Origin of the sequence: Mesorhizobium sp. M7A.F.Ca.US.010.02.1.1 (assembly GCF_004023085.1) — a bacterium.
Classification (GTDB): domain Bacteria; phylum Pseudomonadota; class Alphaproteobacteria; order Rhizobiales; family Rhizobiaceae; genus Mesorhizobium.
Genome location: NZ_RZRV01000037.1, coordinates 45077 through 64889, shown reverse-complemented (window position 1 = coordinate 64889; position 19813 = coordinate 45077). Strand labels below are relative to the sequence as shown.

Genomic DNA, 19813 nt, shown 5'->3' with positions numbered 1-19813 from the left:
TCGAAGCGATACCACTTCACCAGCAACGACAACCGGTCCAGGCGACCGCTCCGACCAAGACCCTGCGGCAGCAGAGCCTCCACAAAACTGAACTGACCGCTCGGCTTCGTCGTCATCGCAAGATCCCCGTTTCAAAAACAGGGAATCACATCCACACAATTTTGCAACAGGCCCCTTGTGGGAGAAGGTGGCCGCGAAGAGGTCGGATGAGGGGTGTTCCAGCTTGGCGCCGACGGCACTCCGTCACCCACCCCTCAACCGTCTCGGCGCTGCGCGCCGATCCACCTTCTCCCACAAGGGGAGAAGGCGAGAAGCGCCGCACCTTCAACCGATTCGCATCCTCGCCGCCCGCAATCTCCGCTTGAAGCCGTTTGTGCAACGCGATACGCCGTTGCCGACTTCGACAAGGAGAGACCCGTGACCGCTGCAAAGACCAGAACCGAAACCGACACGTTCGGCCCGATCGAAGTCGCCGCCGACCGCTATTGGGGCGCGCAGGCGCAGCGTTCCCTTGGCAATTTCAAGATCGGCTGGGAAAAGCAGCCGGCATCGATCGTGCGCGCGCTGGGCATCGTCAAGCGGGCCGCGGCCGAAGCCAATATGGACCTTCAGCGGCTCGACCCGGCGATCGGCAAGACGATTGTCGAGGCGGCACAAGAGGTCATCGACGGCAAGCTCAACGACCATTTCCCGCTGGTGGTCTGGCAGACCGGCTCGGGCACGCAGTCCAACATGAACGCCAACGAGGTGATCTCCAACCGGGCGATCGAGATGATGGGTGGCGTCATGGGCTCCAAGAAGCCGGTCCATCCCAACGACCACGTCAATATGAGCCAGTCGTCGAACGATACCTACCCGACGGCCATGCACATCGCCTGCGCCGAGCGCATCGTGCACGACCTCTTGCCGGCGCTGAAACACCTGCACAAGGCGCTCGCCGCCAAGAGCAGAGAGTTCAATCACATCATCAAGATCGGCCGCACGCACACGCAGGACGCCACCCCCCTCACGCTTGGCCAGGAATTTTCGGGCTATGCCGCGCAGGTCGCCTCGTCGATCAAGCGCATCGAGCTGACGTTGCCCGGCCTGCAGGAACTGGCGCAGGGCGGCACCGCCGTCGGCACCGGCCTCAACGCGCCGGTCGGCTTCGCCGAAAGGGTGGCGGATCGCATCGCCACCATCACCGGCATTGCCTTCGTCACCGCGCCGAACAAGTTCGAGGCGCTGGCGGCCCATGATTCCATGGTGTTTTCGCACGGCGCCATCAATGCGGCGGCCGCCGCGCTGTTCAAGATCGCCAACGACATCCGTTTCCTCGGTTCCGGCCCGCGTTCGGGCCTCGGCGAGCTGTCGCTGCCGGAAAACGAGCCGGGCTCGTCGATCATGCCGGGCAAGGTCAACCCGACCCAGTGCGAGGCGCTGACGCAGGTCTGCGTGCAGGTGTTCGGCAACAATGCGGCGCTCACCTTCGCCGGCAGCCAAGGCCATTTCGAGCTCAACGTCTACAACCCGCTGATGGCCTACAACTTCCTGCAGTCGGTGCAGTTGCTCGCCGACGCCTCGGTCTCCTTCACCGACAATTGCGTGGTCGGCATCGAGGCGCGCGAAGACAACATCAAGGCGGCACTCGACCGCTCGCTGATGCTGGTGACGGCGCTGGCGCCGACCATCGGCTACGACAATGCCGCCAAGATCGCCAAGACCGCGCACAAGAAGGGCACCACGCTGCGCGAGGAAGCGCTCGCCACCGGACTGGTCAGCGAGGCCGATTACGACCGGCTGGTGCGGCCGGAGGACATGACGCATCCGGGGTAAGCAATTCCAGGAAAAATGTCTTGCGGTTTTCCGTCCGGAATTGCATCAGCCAGAAGCCCAGTGTTCGTGATGGGAGAATTTACTCCCGTCACGACCTGACCCGAAGCGAATTTTGCGCGGGCCGCCCGATCACGGAAACGTAAGTACTGTGAACAATGTGTCGCCAGTCTGGTGGCTTTGGTGAACAGTCGGCTTGCTCTATCTCCCCGGTATCAACCCATCCCGGAGAGCCACCATGTCCATCAACACTTCAGTCGCCGGTTCCGGCGCATCCAATGCCTCGACCACCATCCTCATCGGCCGCGTCCTGCTTGCGGTCATCTTCCTGCTTTCAGGTTTCGGCAAGCTGACCGCCATCACCGGCACGGCCGGCTATTTCGGCAGCCTCGGCCTGCCCTTGCCGACCGTAACGGCCATTGTCGTCGGCCTGATCGAGCTTCTCGGCGGCCTCGCCATCCTCGTCGGCTTCAAGACCCGGATTGTCGCCTGGGTGCTGGCGATCTTCACGGTCGCTACTGGCTTGGTCGCCCACACCGGTTGGGCTGACCAGATGCAGATGATCCAGTTTCTCAAGAACCTCGCCATCGCTGGCGGCTTCCTCGTGCTGGCTTCCTCGGGCGCCGGTGCCTATTCGATCGACGCCAAGCGCGGCTGAGCCAAAAACTGGCAATAGCCGAACGAAAGAGCGGCGCGGAATTTTCCGCGCCGCTTTTTCGTTGTTGGTACATGCCCGCCGATCTGTCGGCCGGAGTTTTCTGCTAGAGCAGTTCACCGTTTCACGGAAACGGCCAACCGCTCTAACTCTTTGATTTGACATAATTCCGGGCGGAAAACCGTTTCACACTTTTCCTGGAATTGCTCTAGGATCGGGGCATCGGACGAGGCCGGCCGGCGGCCGATAACGGAGGTGAACATGCCCCGCAACGCGCTGCTCCTGCTCTCCCGGCTGCTGCTCGCCGCCCTGTTCGTGCCCTCCGGTTTCCAGGCATTGAGCGATATTGCCGGCACGACAGGCTATTTCGCCGGCCTCGGCCTGCCGCTGCCGACGCTTGCCGCCTGGGGCACGGGACTGTTCGAACTGATCGCCGGGCTGCTCATCCTGGTCGGTTTCCAGACCCGGATCGCAGCGCTGCTGCTCGCCGCCTTCTGCATTGCCGCCGGTTTCATCGGCCATTACGGCCAGGGCGGCGGCGACGCGATGCTCGCCTTCCTGCACCAGCAGATGCTGATGAAGGACATTGCGATAGCAGGCGGGTTCGTTGCGCTGGCGATGGCTGGCGCGGGAGCCTGGTCGGCGGATAAGCGCAATGCGGTTTAATATCTTTGCGTAGTTGCGCTCAGGTCGACCCCCACTCCGTCTCGGCTTCGCCGAGCCACCTCTCCCCCGATCGACGGGGTAGAGGAAGGGCGCGAGCCTGTTGCCGCCAACGCTCTTCCAACGAGGCTCCCTTCCTTTCCCTCCGGAGGGGGGAAAGGTGGCGCTGCGAAGCAGCGACGGATTGGGGGAAGCCGGTCCACAAACGCGAAGCCGCCGACGAGTGAGCACAACCGGGCAGGTCTAATATCCCGCTTAAAGTCAGATAGGACACGGTCTGCTATAGGCAGCGCCTACTTCACCGACCCACTGGGCCCACCTTCGACGGCCAGCACCAGCCGGCGGTTGGTGATCCTGGCCAGTTGCGCCAGGCGCCCGGCCGGCCGCTCGCCATAGAGATCGGCCAGCGATGCCGGCAAGACCAGCGCCAGCACGCCGTTGGCGCGCTGTTCCCATTTCAGCCTGGGCATGATGCCGGGCATCGACGCCGTCAGCAGGTAGACGACGCGCATCATCGCGGCGAGCACGCGGGCGCGCTCCAGATAACGCGGCGGCGCCAGCGCCTTGATCTCGGGGGCGATGGCTTCGTTGAAGATGCCGTCGTGACGATAGGCGTTGGCCATGGCCAGGAAAGCACGGCCGGGATGGTCGACGCCGAAGAAGGAAGCGTGCGCAATGATGTTGAGCGATTGCTTGCCGCGATATTCGGGGTGCGCGCGCCAACCGATGTCGGCCAGCAATGCGGCCGCGTGGCGGTAGCGCGCCTCGTCCTCGGTCTCGTCGATGCCGAAGGCGGCAAAGGTTTTGGCGGTCCAGTCGACGAGCTCATGCGCATGGGCGACGGAGCGTGAGCGCAGTCGGGCGAGTTCCTCAGAGGCCGAAATCAACGGATCGGACTTCTGCTCGGCAGCGTCGAGCAGCGAATAGAGAAAGCCTTCGCGTACACCCAGTGCCGAAACGATGATCTTCGACGGCTGCATCGCCGCCATGATCTCCTGCAGCACGACGGCGCCATAAGGCAGCAGCGAACGGCGGTTCTTGGAAACGCCTTCGATGCCCTTGACCTTCTCGATCTCGGCCTTGGCCACCTGCTTGAGGAAATTCGCCGCGCTTTCGGCCGATATCTCGTAATGGTGCATGACGCCAAGCGGATAGTTGGTCATTTCCATGTGCAGCCGGGCAAGATTTCGCCAAGTGCCGCCGACGGCGTAGAAGGGCCTGCCCTGCCCGCCTTTCAACAGCTTGGCCTTCGCCAGTTCGTCACGCGCGATCTTCGCCGCCTGAACCAGCGAGTTCTTCGCCATGTCCTGCAGGCGCAGGCCGCCCAGCGGCAGCGTGATGCCGTCACCGATCGCTTCGCCGCTGACGTCGACCAGCTCGAGGCTGCCGCCGCCCAGGTCGCCGGCGATGCCATTGGCCGGGTGGAAGCCGGAAATGACGCCGAGCGCGGAATAATAGGCTTCCTGACGGCCGCTGATGACACGGATCTCGGTCTTCAGCACATCCTCGGCGCGGTGGATGAAATCGGGGCCGTTGACCGCCTCGCGGGCCGCGGCGGTGGCCAGCACATACATATGCTCGGCGCCGGCCTGGTCGGAAAGCGCGCGAAAGCGGCGGAACTCTTCCATCGAGCGCGTCACCGCCTCGGGATCGAGCTTGCCGGTCGAAACGATGCCCCGGCCCAGACCAGCCAGCATCTTTTCGTTGAACAGCATGGTCGGCGAACGCGCCAGCCCCTCATAGACGACGAGGCGGATCGAGTTCGATCCGATGTCGATGATGGACAGCGGTCGGCGGTCCTGCAGCCGGCCCTGGGAATCAGACAGCATCAGCCGGACGCTGCTGCGTTCTTCTTGCGGCGCTTGAACTGCGCGATGCGCTTGGGCGCATGCGACTTCAGCGCGTCACCCCGTCCCGACAGGCTCGGATTGGTCATGAAATATTCCTGCGCGTTGAACGGTTCCTCGCCCTCCTCCAGCACGACGCGCCGGGAGGTTCCATCAGCCAATACGTCGAAACTTTGCTGATTGTCCATGATGTTGCCCAGCATGATCTGGCCAAGGATCTGTTCATGCACAGTTGGATTGGTGATCGGCACCATGGTTTCGACGCGGCGGTCGAGATTGCGCGGCATCAGATCGGCCGAGGAGATGTAGACGATCGCCTCGTCCGATGGCAGGCCATGACCGTTGCCGAAGCAATAGATGCGGCTGTGCTCGAGAAAACGGCCGACGATCGATTTTACGCGGATGTTTTCCGACAGGCCCGGAACCTGCGGCCTCAGGCAGCAGATGCCGCGCACGACCAGGTCGACCTCGACGCCGGCGCGGCTGGCATCGTAGAGCGCGTCGATAATGATCGGATCGACGAGCGCGTTCATCTTCATCCAGATGCGCGCCGGTTTCCCCTGCACCGCGTAGGCAATCTCGTCGGCAATGTGCTTCAGGATGCGGCTTCTCAGCGTGAACGGCGAGATCGCCAACCGCATTTCGTCCGTCGGCTCGGCATAGCCGGTGATGAAATTGAACAGCTGGGCGACATCGCGGGCGATCGTCGGATCGGTGGTGAAGAAGGACAGGTCGGTGTAGATGCGCGCCGTTACCGGATGGTAGTTGCCGGTGCCGAGGTGCACGTAGTTGCGCAGCTTGCCGTCCTCGCGCCGCACCACCAGCGACATTTTCGAATGGGTTTTCAGCTCGAGAAAGCCGAACACGACCTGCACGCCGGCGCGCTCCAGGTCGCGCGCCCAGCGAATGTTGGCTTCCTCGTCGAAGCGCGCCTTGAGCTCGACCAGTGCGGTGACCGACTTGCCGGCTTCGGCCGCGTCGACCAGCGCACGCACGATCGGGCTGTCGTTGGAGGTGCGGTAAAGCGTCTGCTTGATCGCCACCACTTCCGGATCGGCCATCGCCTGGCGCAGGAACTGCACCACGACGTCAAACGATTCGTAGGGGTGATGGACGACGATGTCCTTCTCGCGGATGGCCGCGAAACAATCGCCGCCATGCTCGCGGATGCGCTCGGGAAAACGCGGATTGTAGGGCGTGAATTTCAGGTCGTCGCGGGGAACGGCGACGATCTCGGAAATCTGGCTGAGCGCCAACGGACCGGTCAAGACGCTGATGCGGCTGGACGACACGCCAAGCTCGCCGGCGACGAAGTCGCGCAATTCATCAGGCATCAGCCTGTCGAATTCGATGCGGATCACCGAACCCCGCCGCCGCCGCTTCAGCGCCGTTTCGAACAGGCGAACCAAATCCTCGGACTCCTCCTCGACCTCGATATCGCTGTCGCGGATGATGCGGAACGTGCCGGAGCCCTTGACCTCATAGCCGGGGAAGAGCTTGCCGATGTAGAGGCCGACCGCCTCTTCCAGCGGGATGAAGCGGACGTGATGCTTGCGGTCCGGCAGACGGATGAAGCGCTTCAGCGCTACCGGCAGGCGCAGCAGCGCGCTCATCTCTTCGCCGTTCTTGCGATGGCGCAGTTGCAGCGCCATCGAGAAGCCGAGATTGGGAATGAACGGGAACGGATGCGCCGGGTCGATCGACAGCGGGGTCAGCACCGGGAACACCTGCCCCTGGAAATGGTCTTCCAGCCAGATTTTCTCGTCCTTGGTCAGCGCATCGCGGGTGATGCTCTCGATGCCTTCCTTGTTGAGCAGCACGGTGAGCGCCGAAAGGCTCTTCTGCTGGTCTTCCTGCAGCCGCTCGACCTCACGCAGCAGCTGTTCGAGCTGCTGTTCGGGGGTGCGGCCGTCAGGGCTCTTCAGCGTGATGCCCTCGCGCACCTGGCCGGCGAGGCCGGCGACGCGCACCATGAAGAACTCGTCGAGATTGGCCGCCGAGATCGACAGGAAGCGGACGCGCTCCAGCAGCGGATGATTGAGGTTCAGCGATTCCTCGAGAACGCGCCGGTTGAACTGCAGCCAGGAAAACTCGCGGTTGACAAACCGGTCCGGATTGCCGCCCTCCGGGCGAGCCACCTCGACATCCACGAATTCGTTCTGCACCGGCTTCAGTTCGTTCATGATTCCCGCTCTTCCACACCGTCAGCCAGCTAAAGCGCCGCGCGTCATTCAGGACGCGCAAAGGACGCTCTACCACTCCAAGGCGACGCATGGTCCTTGCCGAAAACCGGTGTCGGTCTTCGGGGCCATGCGTTAACCGGCTTAACTTATCCTCTGACAGGCTTTTGCGACAGTTTGATTTCATCGAACTTGCAAAGAGGCCTAATATGATCCAGATGCAGACGAGACTGCGTTAAGGAGACGACGATGGCAGGCGGTTCCATTCCCCATTTTCAGAACGATGCGGGCTATCAGGCAATCGACATCGGCGTGAAGGAATTCATGTGCACGGGCGCCAATCCGCCTTTCGACCACCCGCATGTGTTTCTGGACATGGGCGACGACAACGAAAAAGTCTGTCCCTATTGCTCGACGCTCTACCGCTATTCGCCGAAGCTGAAGGCAACCGAAACGCTGCCGGCCGGCTGCATCTACATCGATCAGGCCGCCTGAGTCTTTCGCGACCAGCCCGATGAACGACACGCGCTCCCGGCAAATTGTTATCGCCGGGGCGGGTGTCGCCGGATTGACCGCAGCGCTGGCTTTCGCCGAACGCGGCTACTCGGTACGGGTGTTCGAACAGGCGCAGCGCCTGGAAGCGGCAGGCGCCGGCATTCAGCTTTCTCCCAACGCGACACGCATCCTTCGCCAGCTTGGCGTACTCGACCGGCTGCTGCCGGCGGCGGTGCGGCCGGAGGCCGTGGTGTTGAAGGATGCCGCGACCTTGCGCGAACTGGCGCGCGTGCCGCTGGGGCAAGCCGCCGAAACGCGCTGGCAGGCACCCTATCTCGTCGCGCACAGGGCCGATCTGCAGAGCGCACTGACCGCGCGCGCTGCCGAGATACCGGATATCCATCTCACCACCGGCGCCCGCATCGGCGACGTTGACACCGGCCCGCATGGCATCACCGCGACGGCCGAGATCGGTGGCAAAATCGTCGAGGCCGAGGGCTTCCTCCTGGTTGGGGCCGATGGCGTCTGGTCGTCGGTGCGCGCACTTGTCGATTCGGCCAAGGGCTCGCCAAGAAACCATTTCTCCGGCGAACTGGCCTGGCGCGCCACGGTCGCGGCCGGCAGTGCCGCCGGTCGGAGCTTTGCCGCCATCGGCGCCAGGGACTGCGTCACCACCTTCCTGCATCCCGGCTTCCATATGGTGGCCTATCCCGTCAGCAAGGGTGCGGCCTTCAATCTCGCGGCCTTCACCAGGGGCGACCGCATTGCCGAGGGCTGGTCCGGCAACGCCGACGCCGGGATCCTGAGCAGCGCCCTGCGCGGCACCGCGGCAGAACTTGCCCGTCTGGTCGAGCAGGCCGGCCCGTGGACCGCATGGCCGATCCATACGGTCGACAGCAAACAACCTTGGACGACCGGCAACATGGCGCTGATCGGCGATGCCGCGCATGCGATGACCCCGTTCGCGGCGCAAGGTGCGGCGATGGCGATCGAGGATGCTGTGACGCTTGCCGATATCATCGCCGACTTCCCCGCCGAACCTCTGGCCGCGCTTGCCGTCTGGGAGCAGTCACGGCGGCCGCGTGTCGCGCAGGTCGCTCGACGCGGCGCTGTCAACCGGCTGGCCTGGCATGCCTCGGGTCCAGTGGCGATTGCGCGCAATGTGTTCCTGAAGGTGCGCTCGTCGGAAAAACTCGCGGCGGATCTGGACTGGCTCTATGGGTGGCAGGCTCAGAAGATCATTCGACGCTGAGCGTACAAGCACAATCGGTTGGTGGGACAGCACCCCCCTCTGTCCGGCAGGACAGAGGGGGGTGTGAAGGAACGCGACGCCAATTCGCGGAATGCTCACGCTAATTGTACAACCGCATCGACAGCCCGAGCGATACAGGCAGCGGGTTCCACCAGCCGGTGCGCAGGCCGGCGATGCGCAAGGCGGCCGCCGTCCAGGTGTTGCAGCCGACCAGTGCGTTGAAATGGCCATTGGCTTCGTAGAAGGCGTCGAACCTGGAATAGGCTGCGTCCGGAACGAGGATCGGGCCTTCCGGTCCCCGCTGGAAACTCGCATCGATGAAATCGAGCAACGCCGTGAACCGATCCTCGGTGATGTCGAACCCCGCGATATCAGGGCGCGGTTCGACGATGTCACCGGCGACATCGACATGCATGACCGAGGCGTCGAGTGTCAGTGCCTTCATCACCGGCACCGCCTTCAGCTCGGACCATGTCGGCGTCTCCAGGTAGAAGGCGCGGCCGCCCCAGCCGAAGACGATGTAGCGGACCTCCGGCCTGTCGGCCGGTATGCCCGCGTCGACCAGGAAATGGAAACGCCGGCGCACGGCGTCATCGACCGGGATGGCGATATCGGTGTGGATCGGATTGTTCAGCACCAGGATGTGGTGCGTCGCGGCGGGCATGGCGGCGGCCGCCGGCCACAGCGGCCGTGGCACGAAGGTGCCCGTCGTCACGGCGAGTGCGACGACAACCAACAGAAGACCTAGAAAACGTCCCAGTCTTTTCATGAAAGGCGGCCCTGCAAACGCGCTCCGGCGCGACACGAACGCCCGCCTGTTATCCCATACGCAAAAGAGCCCGGCAGTGTTTCAGCCGGGCTCTTCGTGGCCGTCGAGGCCTAGTGCAGGATCTGCGACAGGAACAGCTTCGTGCGCTCGTGGCGCGGGTGGTCGAAGAACTCGGCCGGCGTGTTCTGCTCGACGATCTGGCCCTGGTCCATGAAGATCACCCGGTTGGCGACCTTGCGGGCGAAGCCCATCTCGTGGGTGACGCACAGCATGGTCATGCCTTCCTCGGCAAGACCAACCATCGTCTCCAGCACTTCCTTGATCATCTCCGGATCGAGCGCCGAGGTCGGCTCATCGAACAGCATGATGCGCGGGTTCATGCACAGCGAGCGGGCAATCGCCACACGCTGCTGCTGGCCGCCGGAAAGCTGGCCGGGATATTTGTTGGCCTGTTCCGGAATCTTGACGCGCTTGAGGAAATGCATGGCGATTTCCTCGGCCTGCTTCTTCGGCGTCTTGCGCACCCAGATCGGCGCCAGCGTGCAGTTCTCCAGGATGGTCAGATGCGGAAACAGGTTGAAGTGCTGGAACACCATGCCGACCTCGCGGCGCACCTCGTCGATCTTCTTGAGATCGTTGGTCAATTCCTTGCCGTCGACAATGATCTTGCCCTTCTGGTGCTCCTCCAGGCGATTGATGCAGCGGATCATCGTCGATTTGCCGGAGCCGGAGGGGCCGCAGATGACGATGCGCTCGCCGCGCATCACTTTCAGGTTGATGTCCTTCAGCACATGGAACTCGCCATACCATTTGTGCATGGCGATGATGTCGATGGCGACATCGGTGGTGGAAATCTGCATCTTGGCGGCGTTGACCTTGATCTCTTCGGCGCTGACGGCATTTTCGGTGGCCATGACAGGGGGTCCCCTTGTTCTTTTGTTTAACGTTTGTGGCCGGTGTCGAGCCGGCGTTCGGTGTACATTGAATAGCGCGACATGCCGAAGCAGAACAGCCAGAAGACGAAGGCCGCGAAGATCAGGCCGGACCTCGCCGTCTGCGCGGTTGCCCAGTTTGCATCGGAAAAATTCTGTTTGACGATGCCGAGCAGGTCGAACATCGAGATGATGATGACCAGGCTGGTGTCCTTGAACATGCCGATGAAGGTGTTGACGATGCCCGGGATGACCAGTTTCAGCGCCTGCGGCATGACGATGAAATACATTTTCTGCCAATAGCCGAGACCGAGCGAATCGGCACCTTCATACTGGCCCTTGGGAATCGCCTGCAGGCCGCCGCGCACCACTTCGGCCATATAGGCCGCGGCAAACAGCGACACACCGATCAGCGCGCGCAGGAACTTGTCGAACGAGACACCCTCCGGCAGGAACAGTGGCAGCATGACGCTGGCAAAGAACAGCACGGTGATCAGCGGGATGCCGCGCACCGTCTCGATGAAGACGACGCACAGCGTCTTGATGATCGGCATCTTGGAGCGGCGGCCGAGCGCCAGCACGATGCCGAGCGGCAGCGACACGGCAATGCCGACGAAAGACAGGCTGAGCGTTACCAAGAGCCCGCCCCACAGCGAGGTCTCGACATGCGGCAGGCCGAACATGCCGCCGACCAGCAGGACGAAGGAGACGACCGGCAGCACGAAGAACAGCAGAACCGCATTCAGCCCTTTGCGCGGCACTTTCGGGATAAGCATCGGCACCAGCAGTGCCACGAACAGTATGGCGACCAAAATCGGCCGCCAGCGCTCCTCGATGGGATAGCGTCCGACCATGAACTGGCCGAATTTGGCGTTGACGAAAGCCCAGCAGGCGCCGGTCCAGCCATCCGGCTGGATGCCGCCTTGCGCCACCGTGGCGCATACGGTCCGGTCCGGTCCCGTCCACACGGCGTTGATGAACGCCCAATTGATGATTTGCGGCAGGATCATCGCCACCAGGGCGATGCCGACGATGGTCAAAATGGTGTCGCCGGCAGAAGCGATCAGGTTCTTGCGCACCCATGCGCCGAGGCCGGTGACGCTGGCGGGCGCCGGCTGCGCCAGCACCATTTCGGTTCGCACCCAGGACATATCATGTTCTTGCATGTCCTTACCTCACCTCTCCACCAGCGCCATCTTGGCGTTGAACCAGTTCATCACAAGCGAGGTCAGGAGGCTGATGGCCAGATAGATCACCATCATGATCACCACGCCTTCGACGGCCTGGCCGGTCTGGTTCAGCACCGTCCCGGCGGTCGCCGTCAGGTCCGGATAGCCGATGGCGATAGCCAGCGACGAGTTCTTGGTCAGGTTGAGATACTGGCTGGTCAGCGGCGGAATGACGATGCGCATGGCCTGCGGCACGACGACCAGCCGCAGGATCGATCCGGACCGCAAGCCCAACGCACCGGCAGCTTCCGTCTGGCCCGCGCTGACACCCCTGATGCCGGCGCGCACGATCTCGGCGATGAAGGCGGCGGTATAGCAGGACAGCGCCAGATAAAGCGACAGGAACTCCGGCCGGACCTGAAAGCCGCCGGCCAGGTTGAAAGTCGACTGCTTCGGGTAGTCGAAGCTCAGGGGAAAGCCGCTCAGCGCATAGGCGAGCAGCGGAAGCCCGACGATCAGCGCGGTGGACGTCCAAAACACTGGAAATTGCTGGCCGGTCGCCATCTGCCGTTGCCGCGCCCTGCGCGCGACGAACCACGCCATGGCGATGCCGACGAGCAGGGCGACGAAGATCAGCCATGAGCCGTCGCCCCACACGGCGCGTGGAAAATAGAAACCGCGCTGGTTGAGGAAGGAGCCGAACGGCAAACCGATGCTGTCGCGCGGCGCCGGCAACACGGCCAGCACGCCGGAATACCAGAAGAAGATGACCAGCAACGGCGGGATGTTGCGGAAGACCTCGACATAGACGGTGCAGATCTTCCTGATCAGCCAGTTCTGCGAGAGCCGGCCGATGCCGATGACGAAGCCGATGATTGTCGCGGTGATGATGCCGACGATGGCGACGATCAAGGTGTTGATGAGGCCGACCAGAATCGCGCGGCCATAGGTCGAATCCGACGAATAGGCGATCGCGCTCTCGCTGATGTCGAAGCCGGCGCGGCCCTTGAGGAAGCCGAAGCCTGAAGCGATGCGCAGCCGCGTCAGGTTGTCGATGACGTTGTGGGCAATCCACCAGACGCCCGCCACCAGCAGCACGACGACCAGCACCTGGAAGAATATGCCCCGGATTTTCGGATCGTTGATGAAGGAACCGCGGCTGGGCTCCTCGCGAAGTACGTCCTGCGATGCCATTCGACCGTCCCCTGGAAAGAGAAACCGGGAGGCAGATGATCTGCCTCCCGGATCACATTTCGATCAGCGGATCGGCGGCGCGTATTGCAGGCCGCCTTTGGTCCACAGCGCGTTGATGCCGCGCGCGATCTTCAGCGGGCTGCCCGAGCCGACATTGCGCTCGAACATTTCGCCATAATTGCCGACTGCCTTGACGATGTTGACCACCCAGTCATTGGAGACGCCGAGATCGGTACCGATCTTGGTATCGGCTTCCTGGCCGAGCACGCGCTTGATCTCGGGGCTGGCCGAGTTCTTCATCTCATCGACATTGGCCTTGGTGATGCCGAGCTCTTCAGCCTGCAGCAGCGCGAAATAGGTCCACTTGACGATGTGGTACCACTGGTCGTCGCCCTGGCGAACGGCCGGTCCGAGCGGCTCCTTGGAGATGATCTCGGGCAGCACGACATGGTCGGCCGGCGCTCCCAGCGTCAGGCGGATGCCATAGAGGCCCGACTGATCGGTGGTGTAGACGTCGCAGCGGCCGGCATCATAGGCGGCGTTGACCTCTTCCAGCTTTTCGAAGACGACGGGATTGTACTCCATCTTGTTGGCCTTGAAGTAGTCGGCGAGGTTCAGCTCGGTGGTGGTGCCGCTCTGCACGCAGACGGCGGCGCCCGAAAGCTGCAATGCCGAATTGACGCCCGGCAGCTTCTTGGCGTTGATCATGAAACCCTGGCCGTCATAGTAGGTGACGCCGATGAAATTCAGGCCAAGCGCCGTATCGCGGTTGATGGTCCAGGTGGTGTTGCGCGAGAGGATGTCGATCTCGCCCGACTGCAGCGCGGTGAACCGCTCCTTGGCGCTGAGCGGCGTGAACTTGACCTTGGAGCCGTCACCAAAGACGGCGGCCGCGACAGCGCGGCAGAAATCCGCATCGATGCCTTGCCAGTCACCCTTGTCGTCCGGCGCCGAAAAGCCGGCCAGGCCGGTGGAGACGCCGCACTGGATGAAGCCCTTCGCCTTGACGGTGTCGAGCGTGGCCGCCGACGCGGCGGACGCCATCAATCCAAGCGTGGCGGCGCCTAGAATGCCGATAGCAATATGTTTCATGACCCACAGACCCTTTTCTCTGTTTTTCAGGAGTAAATCCTGATTTTTTTCTCCCGTGTGAACGCGGCTCCCATCCCGGCCCATCCCGGAACCCCGCATCGTAACCGACGCGCCGCCTCCCGTTCACAAATGTCATCGAAGGCGATAATTCCTGTGAGGTCAAGGAAAATGACCGAAACCCAAAGAGTTTGAAAACCGATTGCCGCAAATGCCCGATTTACAGACAAACACGCCCGCGATTTAGCCAGCAGGGCTAATAAAGGCGGCAAATCTCATGCAACGCCAACGCCGGGCCAATACGGGCTGCGGCAGCGAAATCCATCCCGGGCAATACCTCGTCGTTGTTGACCTCCCCGTGCGACGAACTACCAGGTTCCAAGATTGTCATCTGACGATTTACTGACGGCTCACAGACCGCCGACGAAGACTGCTCTCAAAAGGCTTGAAAGACGATCCAGGTCCCGACGGCGGCCATCAACGCGCCTGAAACGCGCGGAATCAGCTGCCCGGTCGGCACCGTCTTCTCCAGCAGAACAAGGATGGCGATGCCGGCGATCCACAGCACGTTCATGACGCCACCGACGAACAACAGAGCCATCAGCGCCCAGCAACACCCCAAGCAATAAGCGCCGTGATCCATGCCGAGCCGAAGCGCGCCGAGCGGAGCGGAACGGAATCCGCCATGGCTGGCCAGGAACGCGATCGGTGCCTGACATTGGCGCAGGCAGACGCCCTTCATCGGCGTCCATTGATAGAGACCGGCGGCGATCAGGACGAGGCCGCCGAGGATCGCGCTGACGGTCGCCATCAAGGGATCGAGCAAGGCTACACGGGCGAGAAGCCATTGCGCACCGGTCGCCAGGAGGCTGAAGACGACCCAGACGGCGAGATAGCCGGCAAAAAACCATCCCGTCGAAGCGATGGGCCGGCCATCCGCCCGCGCCTTGCGGCCGACACCGGCATAGAGCAGCAGCATCGGCGCGACCGAAGGCGTCATCATGCCAACCATCATCACTGCCCACATCGTGAAGGTGAAGGCGAAATCGCCCATCGCCCAGGCCCGGAAGCCGGGCGCCATGGCGGCGCCCATATCCATGCCGCCCATATCCATGCCGGCCATGTCGTCGCCTCCGCCGTCCGGCAAAGGGGAGCCGGGCATGACCATGGTGGCGGCGAGCCACAGCACATAGGCCCAGGCGAGCACGGCGATCACGACGAGCGCGGCCGTCACGACCGCGCGATCGCGCCTCAGCACCGCCTCGAGGGCCGTATCGCCCATTGGATCAGGTCAATGCACGATGCCGCTCTGCGTGAGATGCAGATTGGCGAAATGGCTGTGCGTATCGGCCAGCTCGAACTTGATCGGGCCCGTCGCCTTGGTCCAGCCCCGCCCGACCTCGGCGATCGCGTATTCGAAGCCGTGCGGCAAGTCGATGCGCGCCTGGTGCGCGGCCCCGGTGACCGGATTCCGGATCGGCTCGCCGCGACCGTCGGTTATACCCTCGACATGCAGCTGACTGGTCCGCGCGTCGACGTCGATCTTGAATTCGATCGGCGCGAAGATCGGATCGTGGAATTTCTCCAGCGTGGTCGAAAAGACCTGAAATATCGTTGCACCTGGCTCGGTGTCCAGACCGCCCAATATGCGAAGCAGCGCGCCACGTTGGGCTTCCGTCGCCCTCTCGTCGATGACCACCGCGGCTTCGCCCCCGCCCTGGTGTATGGCGCCGGGCCAGCTGAAAATCCCGACGAACCGCAACCCGTCGAGCTTGGTGTCGCCGTGATGGCCGCTCTCGATTTCCATGCCGGCGACCGCCTGGCAGAATCCGTATGTCGGCATGGCGTTGAACTGGCACGGGCAGCCATAGGCGCAGTTGCAGTTGATGAATTCGCTCGCCTTCATGGCCCATTTGACGTCCGGCATGGCATTCCTCCCTTGCCGCGCTCACGCTTCGTGAGCGCGATCCGGATCGTGGAGGACCAGAAGTCAACCGGCAGCAACCATCCGGCAGCATCTGATCGAAGCAATCCGGCGATTAATATTAGCCGACGATCATATACCATTCACCGCCGCCCACAATAGACCGATCGGCTGGGACAAGGGCTCCGAACGCAGGTCAACAAAAGACCTGACGACAACAGGTCGGCGGCGGCGGCAGCAGCTTTTTGTGCCGGTAGCTTTTGTGCCTGTCGCTTTTCTTGATAGGAATTTTTTCTTGACTCCCTGCCCTCAGCTATGGTACATATTCGTCCATGGTGCTGATTTGCGCCGATAGCCCGCCGCACAGGCGGGTTTTTCGTTTAATACTCCGTCCCCGCATCGCTGTTTTTGCCGCGACGAATTGGCATATTCGAAGTCCGCCTCCTGGCGGGCGGTGGCCGTTGCACGGTCCATAGCGCCGCACTATGGCTAGCGGCTTATCAAACAAGGCGACGCAGATGGCGAAAGACGGCAGCGAGCACGGCGGGATGGGCATCAACACGCGGCTTGCCCATTCGGGCAACAATCCGCACGACTATTTCGGCTTCGTCAATCCGCCGGTGGTGCATGCTTCGACCGTGCTTTTCCGCGACGCGGCTTCGATGGCGACGCGAACCCAGAAATACACTTACGGCACGCGCGGCACACCGACGACCGATGCGCTTGCCCATGCCATAGACGCGCTGGAAGGCTCGGCAGGCACGATCCTGGTGCCGTCGGGCCTTGCGGCGGTGACGGTGCCGCTGCTCGCCTTCGTCTCGGCCGGCGACCATCTGCTGATCGTCGATACCGTCTATCATCCAACCCGCAATTTCGCCGACACGATGCTGAAGCGGCTGGGCGTCGAGGTCGAGTATTACGCCCCCGATGTCGGCGCCGGCATCGCGGCGTTGATCAAGCCCAACACCAAGGTGGTGTTCACGGAATCGCCGGCCTCCAACACGTTCGAGGTGCAGGACATCCCGGCCATCGTCAAGGCGGCGCACGCCGCGGGCGCCATCGTCATGATGGACAACACCTGGGCGACGCCACTCTATTTCCGCCCGCTCGACCACGGTGTCGACATATCTATCCATGCCGCGACCAAATACCCGGCCGGCCATTCCGACGTGCTGCTTGGCACGGTGTCGGCCAATGAGAGTTGCTGGACGCACCTCTACGAAAGCTTCTGCACGCTTGGCTGTTGCGCCGGGCCCGACGACGTCTACCAGGTGCTGCGTGGCCTGCGCAGCATGGGCGTGCGCCTCGAACACCATCAGCGCAGTACGCTTGCCATCGCCTCCTGGCTCGAGGGCCAGAAGGGCGTGGCGCGCGTGCTCCACCCGGCCCTGCCCAGCCATCCGGATCACGCTCTGTGGAAGCGCGACTTTTCCGGCTCGAGCGGCATCTTTTCCATCGTTCTTGCCGGTGGCGGCCAGAAGCAGCAGCACGCCTTCCTCGACGCGCTGCGGATCTTCGGCCTCGGTTATTCCTGGGGCGGCTATGAGAGCCTTGCCGTACCGGTCTGGCTCGGCGACCGCGTCGTTGCAAAAGCCCCCTATGAGGGTCCGTTGATCCGCCTGCAGATCGGCCTCGAGGATGTCGACGACCTGAAGGCCGATATTTCGCGCGGCCTGACCGCCGCAGCAGCGGCCTAAAGCGTGTCGCGCCTGAAGATTTTCAGGCGACCCGCTTCAGGTTTTGTTTTTGTGCATGTCGTTCTCCCAAAACCGAGGTCACTTTTGGGCGACATGCACTAGCGGAATTCTATTCCCTAAAATTGCGATTTCGCGGATCAGTTTGGCTTTCAAATTCAACGATGCCGCGTCATTGCGGTGCAATCAGCACATTTTCGACGTCCCCTGGAATACCGGCAGAGTTTTCGACCCCATGGCTTTCCGCCTTTTTGTTCCCATTCTTGCCGGCGCGACGCTGCGCGAGCGTCTCGTCGCCTGTATCGGCGCAACGATCGGCATTGCACTCACCGGCGTGATCGCCAGCCTTGTGCTCGGCAACGGCCCGCACGTGCCGCTGCTGGTGGCGCCGATGGGGGCGTCGGCGGTGCTCCTGTTCGCCGTGCCCGCCAGTCCGCTGGCACAGCCATGGTCGATCATCGGCGGCAACACGATATCGGCACTGGTCGGCGTGATCGTGGCGCATTTCATCCACGAAACCGCCCTTGCCAGCGGCATTGCGGTGGCACTGGCCATCGCCGCCATGTCGTTCACGCGCTGCCTGCATCCGCCGGGCGGAGCGGCCGCGCTGACCGCGGTGCTGGGAGGGCCTGCCGTCATCAGCGCCGGCTTCCTGTTTCCATTTGTGCCGGTGGCGCTGAACTCGATCCTGCTGGTGGCGCTCGGCTACGGCTTCCACAGGCTGGCCCGGCGCAATTATCCGCATGTACCGGTTGCAGCGCCGGCGAACAGCCACGGCACCGGCGACCCGCCGGCGCAGCTGCGCGTGGGCTTCCGGTCCGAAGACATCGATGCCGCGCTTGGCGCACTTGACGAGACGTTCGATATCGATCGCAACGATCTCGACCGGCTGCTGCGGCAGGTCGAATTGCAGGCGATGGTGCGCGCGCACAAGACGCTTCTGTGCGAGGACATCATGTCGCGCGATGTGATCTCGGTCGATGCTCACACCTCCACCGAGGCGGCGCGCCAATTGCTGCTTGACCACAACATCCGGACCCTGCCGGTCGTCAATGCGGAAGCCAGGCTGGCAGGCACCGTGGGGTTGCGCGAACTCACCCAGGCCTCCGGGACAGTCGGATCCGTCATATCACCCGCGGCAACAGCCGCCGCAGGTTTTGCCGCCATGGGTCTGCTGCCGGTGCTCACCGACGGCCGCAGCCATGCGGTGATCATCGTCGACGACGACAAACGGATTCTCGGGCTGATCACCCAGACCGATCTGTTGGCGGCCACGGCGCGCCTGCAGGCTGCCTGACAAGCCTTCACTCGCGCGGTAGGGTACCGCCGCCGGGCCCCGCGAAAAGTCTTCGGGAACCTTTTGCCGGCGACAGCGTCCAATCTCTCAATCGAGGTTCGGTCCGGAGATTGGGTTGAGGAAACTGGCCATGCCTGCTGTCTTGACGGCCGTGCCTTCCGCTGTGCCAGGCGAGATGCAGCTTGTGCGCCGCGCCTTGGCGCGCGACGGCGATGCCTTCCGCACCATCATCAAGACACACAATCAGCGGCTCTACCGGATCGCGCGCGGCGTCGTGCGCAATGACAGCGAGGCCGAGGACATCGTGCAGGAGGCCTACGTCAGGGCTTTCGCCCATCTCGATGCGTTTCGCGGCGACTCCTCGCTCGCCACATGGCTGTCGCGCATCGTTATCAACGAGGCGCTTGGCCGCCTGCGCAAAAGGCGCAGAACGGTGGCACTGCCGGAAAATCCGCAAGCCGAGATCATCCGGTTCCCTCTCAACCCCAGCGACGATCCGGAACGGACGATGGCGCAAAGGCAGATCCTCCAACTGGTCGAACAGGCCACCGACAGCCTTCCCGACGTCTACCGGACGGTGTTCGTGGCGCGGGTGATCGAGGGGCTGAGCATTGAGGAGACCGCCGATCTCCTCGGCGTGCGGCCGCAAACCGTCAAGACAAGGCTGCACCGCGCGCGCGCCCTGGTACGCAAAGCGCTGGACGACCAGATCGGACCGGTGCTGCTCGATGCCTTCCCCTTCGCCGGCCGGCGTTGCGAACGACTGACCAGCGCCGTGATGCGGCGGCTCGGGCTGGAAAGCTGAGCCTCACCGGATTTCAGTTCATTTCAGCGGGAACGT

At 63.0% G+C, this 19813-nt stretch carries 17 protein-coding genes and 1 pseudogene; 8 read left to right on the top strand and 10 right to left on the bottom strand.

All coding sequences use genetic code 11. The features are described from left to right. Positions 1–116 (bottom strand): annotated as a pseudogene (locus EOA19_RS36110) (IS5/IS1182 family transposase); the annotation flags it as partial. A gap of 301 nt (positions 117–417) precedes the next feature. On the opposite strand from EOA19_RS36110, the gene fumC reads away from it, so the two are divergent. The 3 genes from fumC (at position 418) to EOA19_RS27520 (ending at position 3133) form a co-directional block, all read left to right on the top strand. Then, a complete protein-coding gene (gene fumC, locus EOA19_RS27530; RefSeq protein WP_023814130.1) occupies positions 418–1815 on the top strand; it encodes a class II fumarate hydratase in 1398 nt (465 codons plus the stop codon). Positions 1816–2050: 235 nt separating this feature from the next. Then, complete coding sequence (locus EOA19_RS27525; protein WP_128305385.1) at positions 2051–2470, top strand: DoxX family protein; 420 nt, start codon at positions 2051–2053, stop codon at positions 2468–2470. Between the two features lie 258 nt (positions 2471–2728). Next, a complete protein-coding gene (locus tag EOA19_RS27520) occupies positions 2729–3133 on the top strand; it encodes a DoxX family protein (RefSeq protein WP_128305384.1) in 405 nt (134 codons plus the stop codon). 290 nt (positions 3134–3423) lie between these two features. Here the strand turns inward: EOA19_RS27520 and ppx are convergent, their stop codons facing one another. After that, positions 3424–4959, bottom strand: a complete 1536-nt coding sequence (gene ppx / locus EOA19_RS27515) for an exopolyphosphatase (RefSeq protein ID WP_128305383.1) — start codon at positions 4957–4959, stop codon at positions 3424–3426. Further along, positions 4959–7160 (bottom strand): RNA degradosome polyphosphate kinase, encoded by a 2202-nt coding sequence (locus EOA19_RS27510; protein ID WP_128305382.1) that lies wholly within the window; start codon positions 7158–7160, stop codon positions 4959–4961. The genes ppx and EOA19_RS27510 overlap by 1 nt, the downstream gene beginning before the upstream one ends. Before the next feature lie 246 nt (positions 7161–7406). On the opposite strand from EOA19_RS27510, the gene EOA19_RS27505 reads away from it, so the two are divergent. Then, the gene (locus EOA19_RS27505; RefSeq protein WP_023814125.1) at positions 7407–7652 is read left to right on the top strand and encodes a zinc-finger domain-containing protein; all 246 of its coding nucleotides are present in this window, start codon (positions 7407–7409) and stop codon (positions 7650–7652) included. Positions 7653–7671: 19 nt separating this feature from the next. Continuing rightward, the gene (locus EOA19_RS27500) at positions 7672–8904 is read left to right on the top strand and encodes an FAD-dependent monooxygenase (protein WP_128305381.1); all 1233 of its coding nucleotides are present in this window, start codon (positions 7672–7674) and stop codon (positions 8902–8904) included. A gap of 100 nt (positions 8905–9004) precedes the next feature. Here EOA19_RS27500 and EOA19_RS27495 read toward each other — a convergent pair whose 3' ends face one another. The 7 genes from EOA19_RS27495 to EOA19_RS27460 form a co-directional block, all read right to left on the bottom strand. Next, a complete protein-coding gene (locus tag EOA19_RS27495; RefSeq protein ID WP_128305380.1) occupies positions 9005–9673 on the bottom strand; it encodes a TIGR02117 family protein in 669 nt (222 codons plus the stop codon). Between the two features lie 110 nt (positions 9674–9783). After that, positions 9784–10587 (bottom strand): amino acid ABC transporter ATP-binding protein, encoded by an 804-nt coding sequence (locus EOA19_RS27490; RefSeq protein WP_013532420.1) that lies wholly within the window; start codon positions 10585–10587, stop codon positions 9784–9786. A 26-nt stretch (positions 10588–10613) separates the two neighbouring features. Further along, positions 10614–11771, bottom strand: a complete 1158-nt coding sequence (locus EOA19_RS27485) for an amino acid ABC transporter permease (protein ID WP_127289116.1) — start codon at positions 11769–11771, stop codon at positions 10614–10616. 9 nt (positions 11772–11780) lie between these two features. After that, entirely contained in the window at positions 11781–12968 is a 1188-nt protein-coding gene (locus EOA19_RS27480; protein ID WP_128305379.1) for an amino acid ABC transporter permease, read from the bottom strand. A 63-nt stretch (positions 12969–13031) separates the two neighbouring features. Next, entirely contained in the window at positions 13032–14060 is a 1029-nt protein-coding gene (locus EOA19_RS27475) for an amino acid ABC transporter substrate-binding protein (RefSeq protein ID WP_023814120.1), read from the bottom strand. 433 nt (positions 14061–14493) lie between these two features. After that, positions 14494–15339: a DUF2182 domain-containing protein gene (locus EOA19_RS27465; protein ID WP_128305377.1), complete on the bottom strand. Its 846-nt coding sequence runs from the start codon at positions 15337–15339 to the stop codon at positions 14494–14496. A 9-nt stretch (positions 15340–15348) separates the two neighbouring features. Next, positions 15349–15984, bottom strand: coding sequence for a DUF1326 domain-containing protein (locus EOA19_RS27460; protein ID WP_023814117.1), 636 nt, complete (start codon positions 15982–15984; stop codon positions 15349–15351). A gap of 515 nt (positions 15985–16499) precedes the next feature. On the opposite strand from EOA19_RS27460, the gene EOA19_RS27455 reads away from it, so the two are divergent. From EOA19_RS27455 to EOA19_RS27445, 3 genes are all read left to right on the top strand, one after another. Next, a complete protein-coding gene (locus EOA19_RS27455; RefSeq protein WP_128305376.1) occupies positions 16500–17678 on the top strand; it encodes a cystathionine beta-lyase in 1179 nt (392 codons plus the stop codon). Between the two features lie 232 nt (positions 17679–17910). Beyond that, positions 17911–18972: an HPP family protein gene (locus EOA19_RS27450; RefSeq protein WP_027037856.1), complete on the top strand. Its 1062-nt coding sequence runs from the start codon at positions 17911–17913 to the stop codon at positions 18970–18972. Positions 18973–19102: 130 nt separating this feature from the next. After that, on the top strand, positions 19103–19777 hold the full coding sequence (locus tag EOA19_RS27445) for an RNA polymerase sigma factor (RefSeq protein ID WP_128305375.1): 675 nt from the start codon (positions 19103–19105) through the stop codon (positions 19775–19777). Positions 19778–19813: the final 36 nt, after the last annotated feature.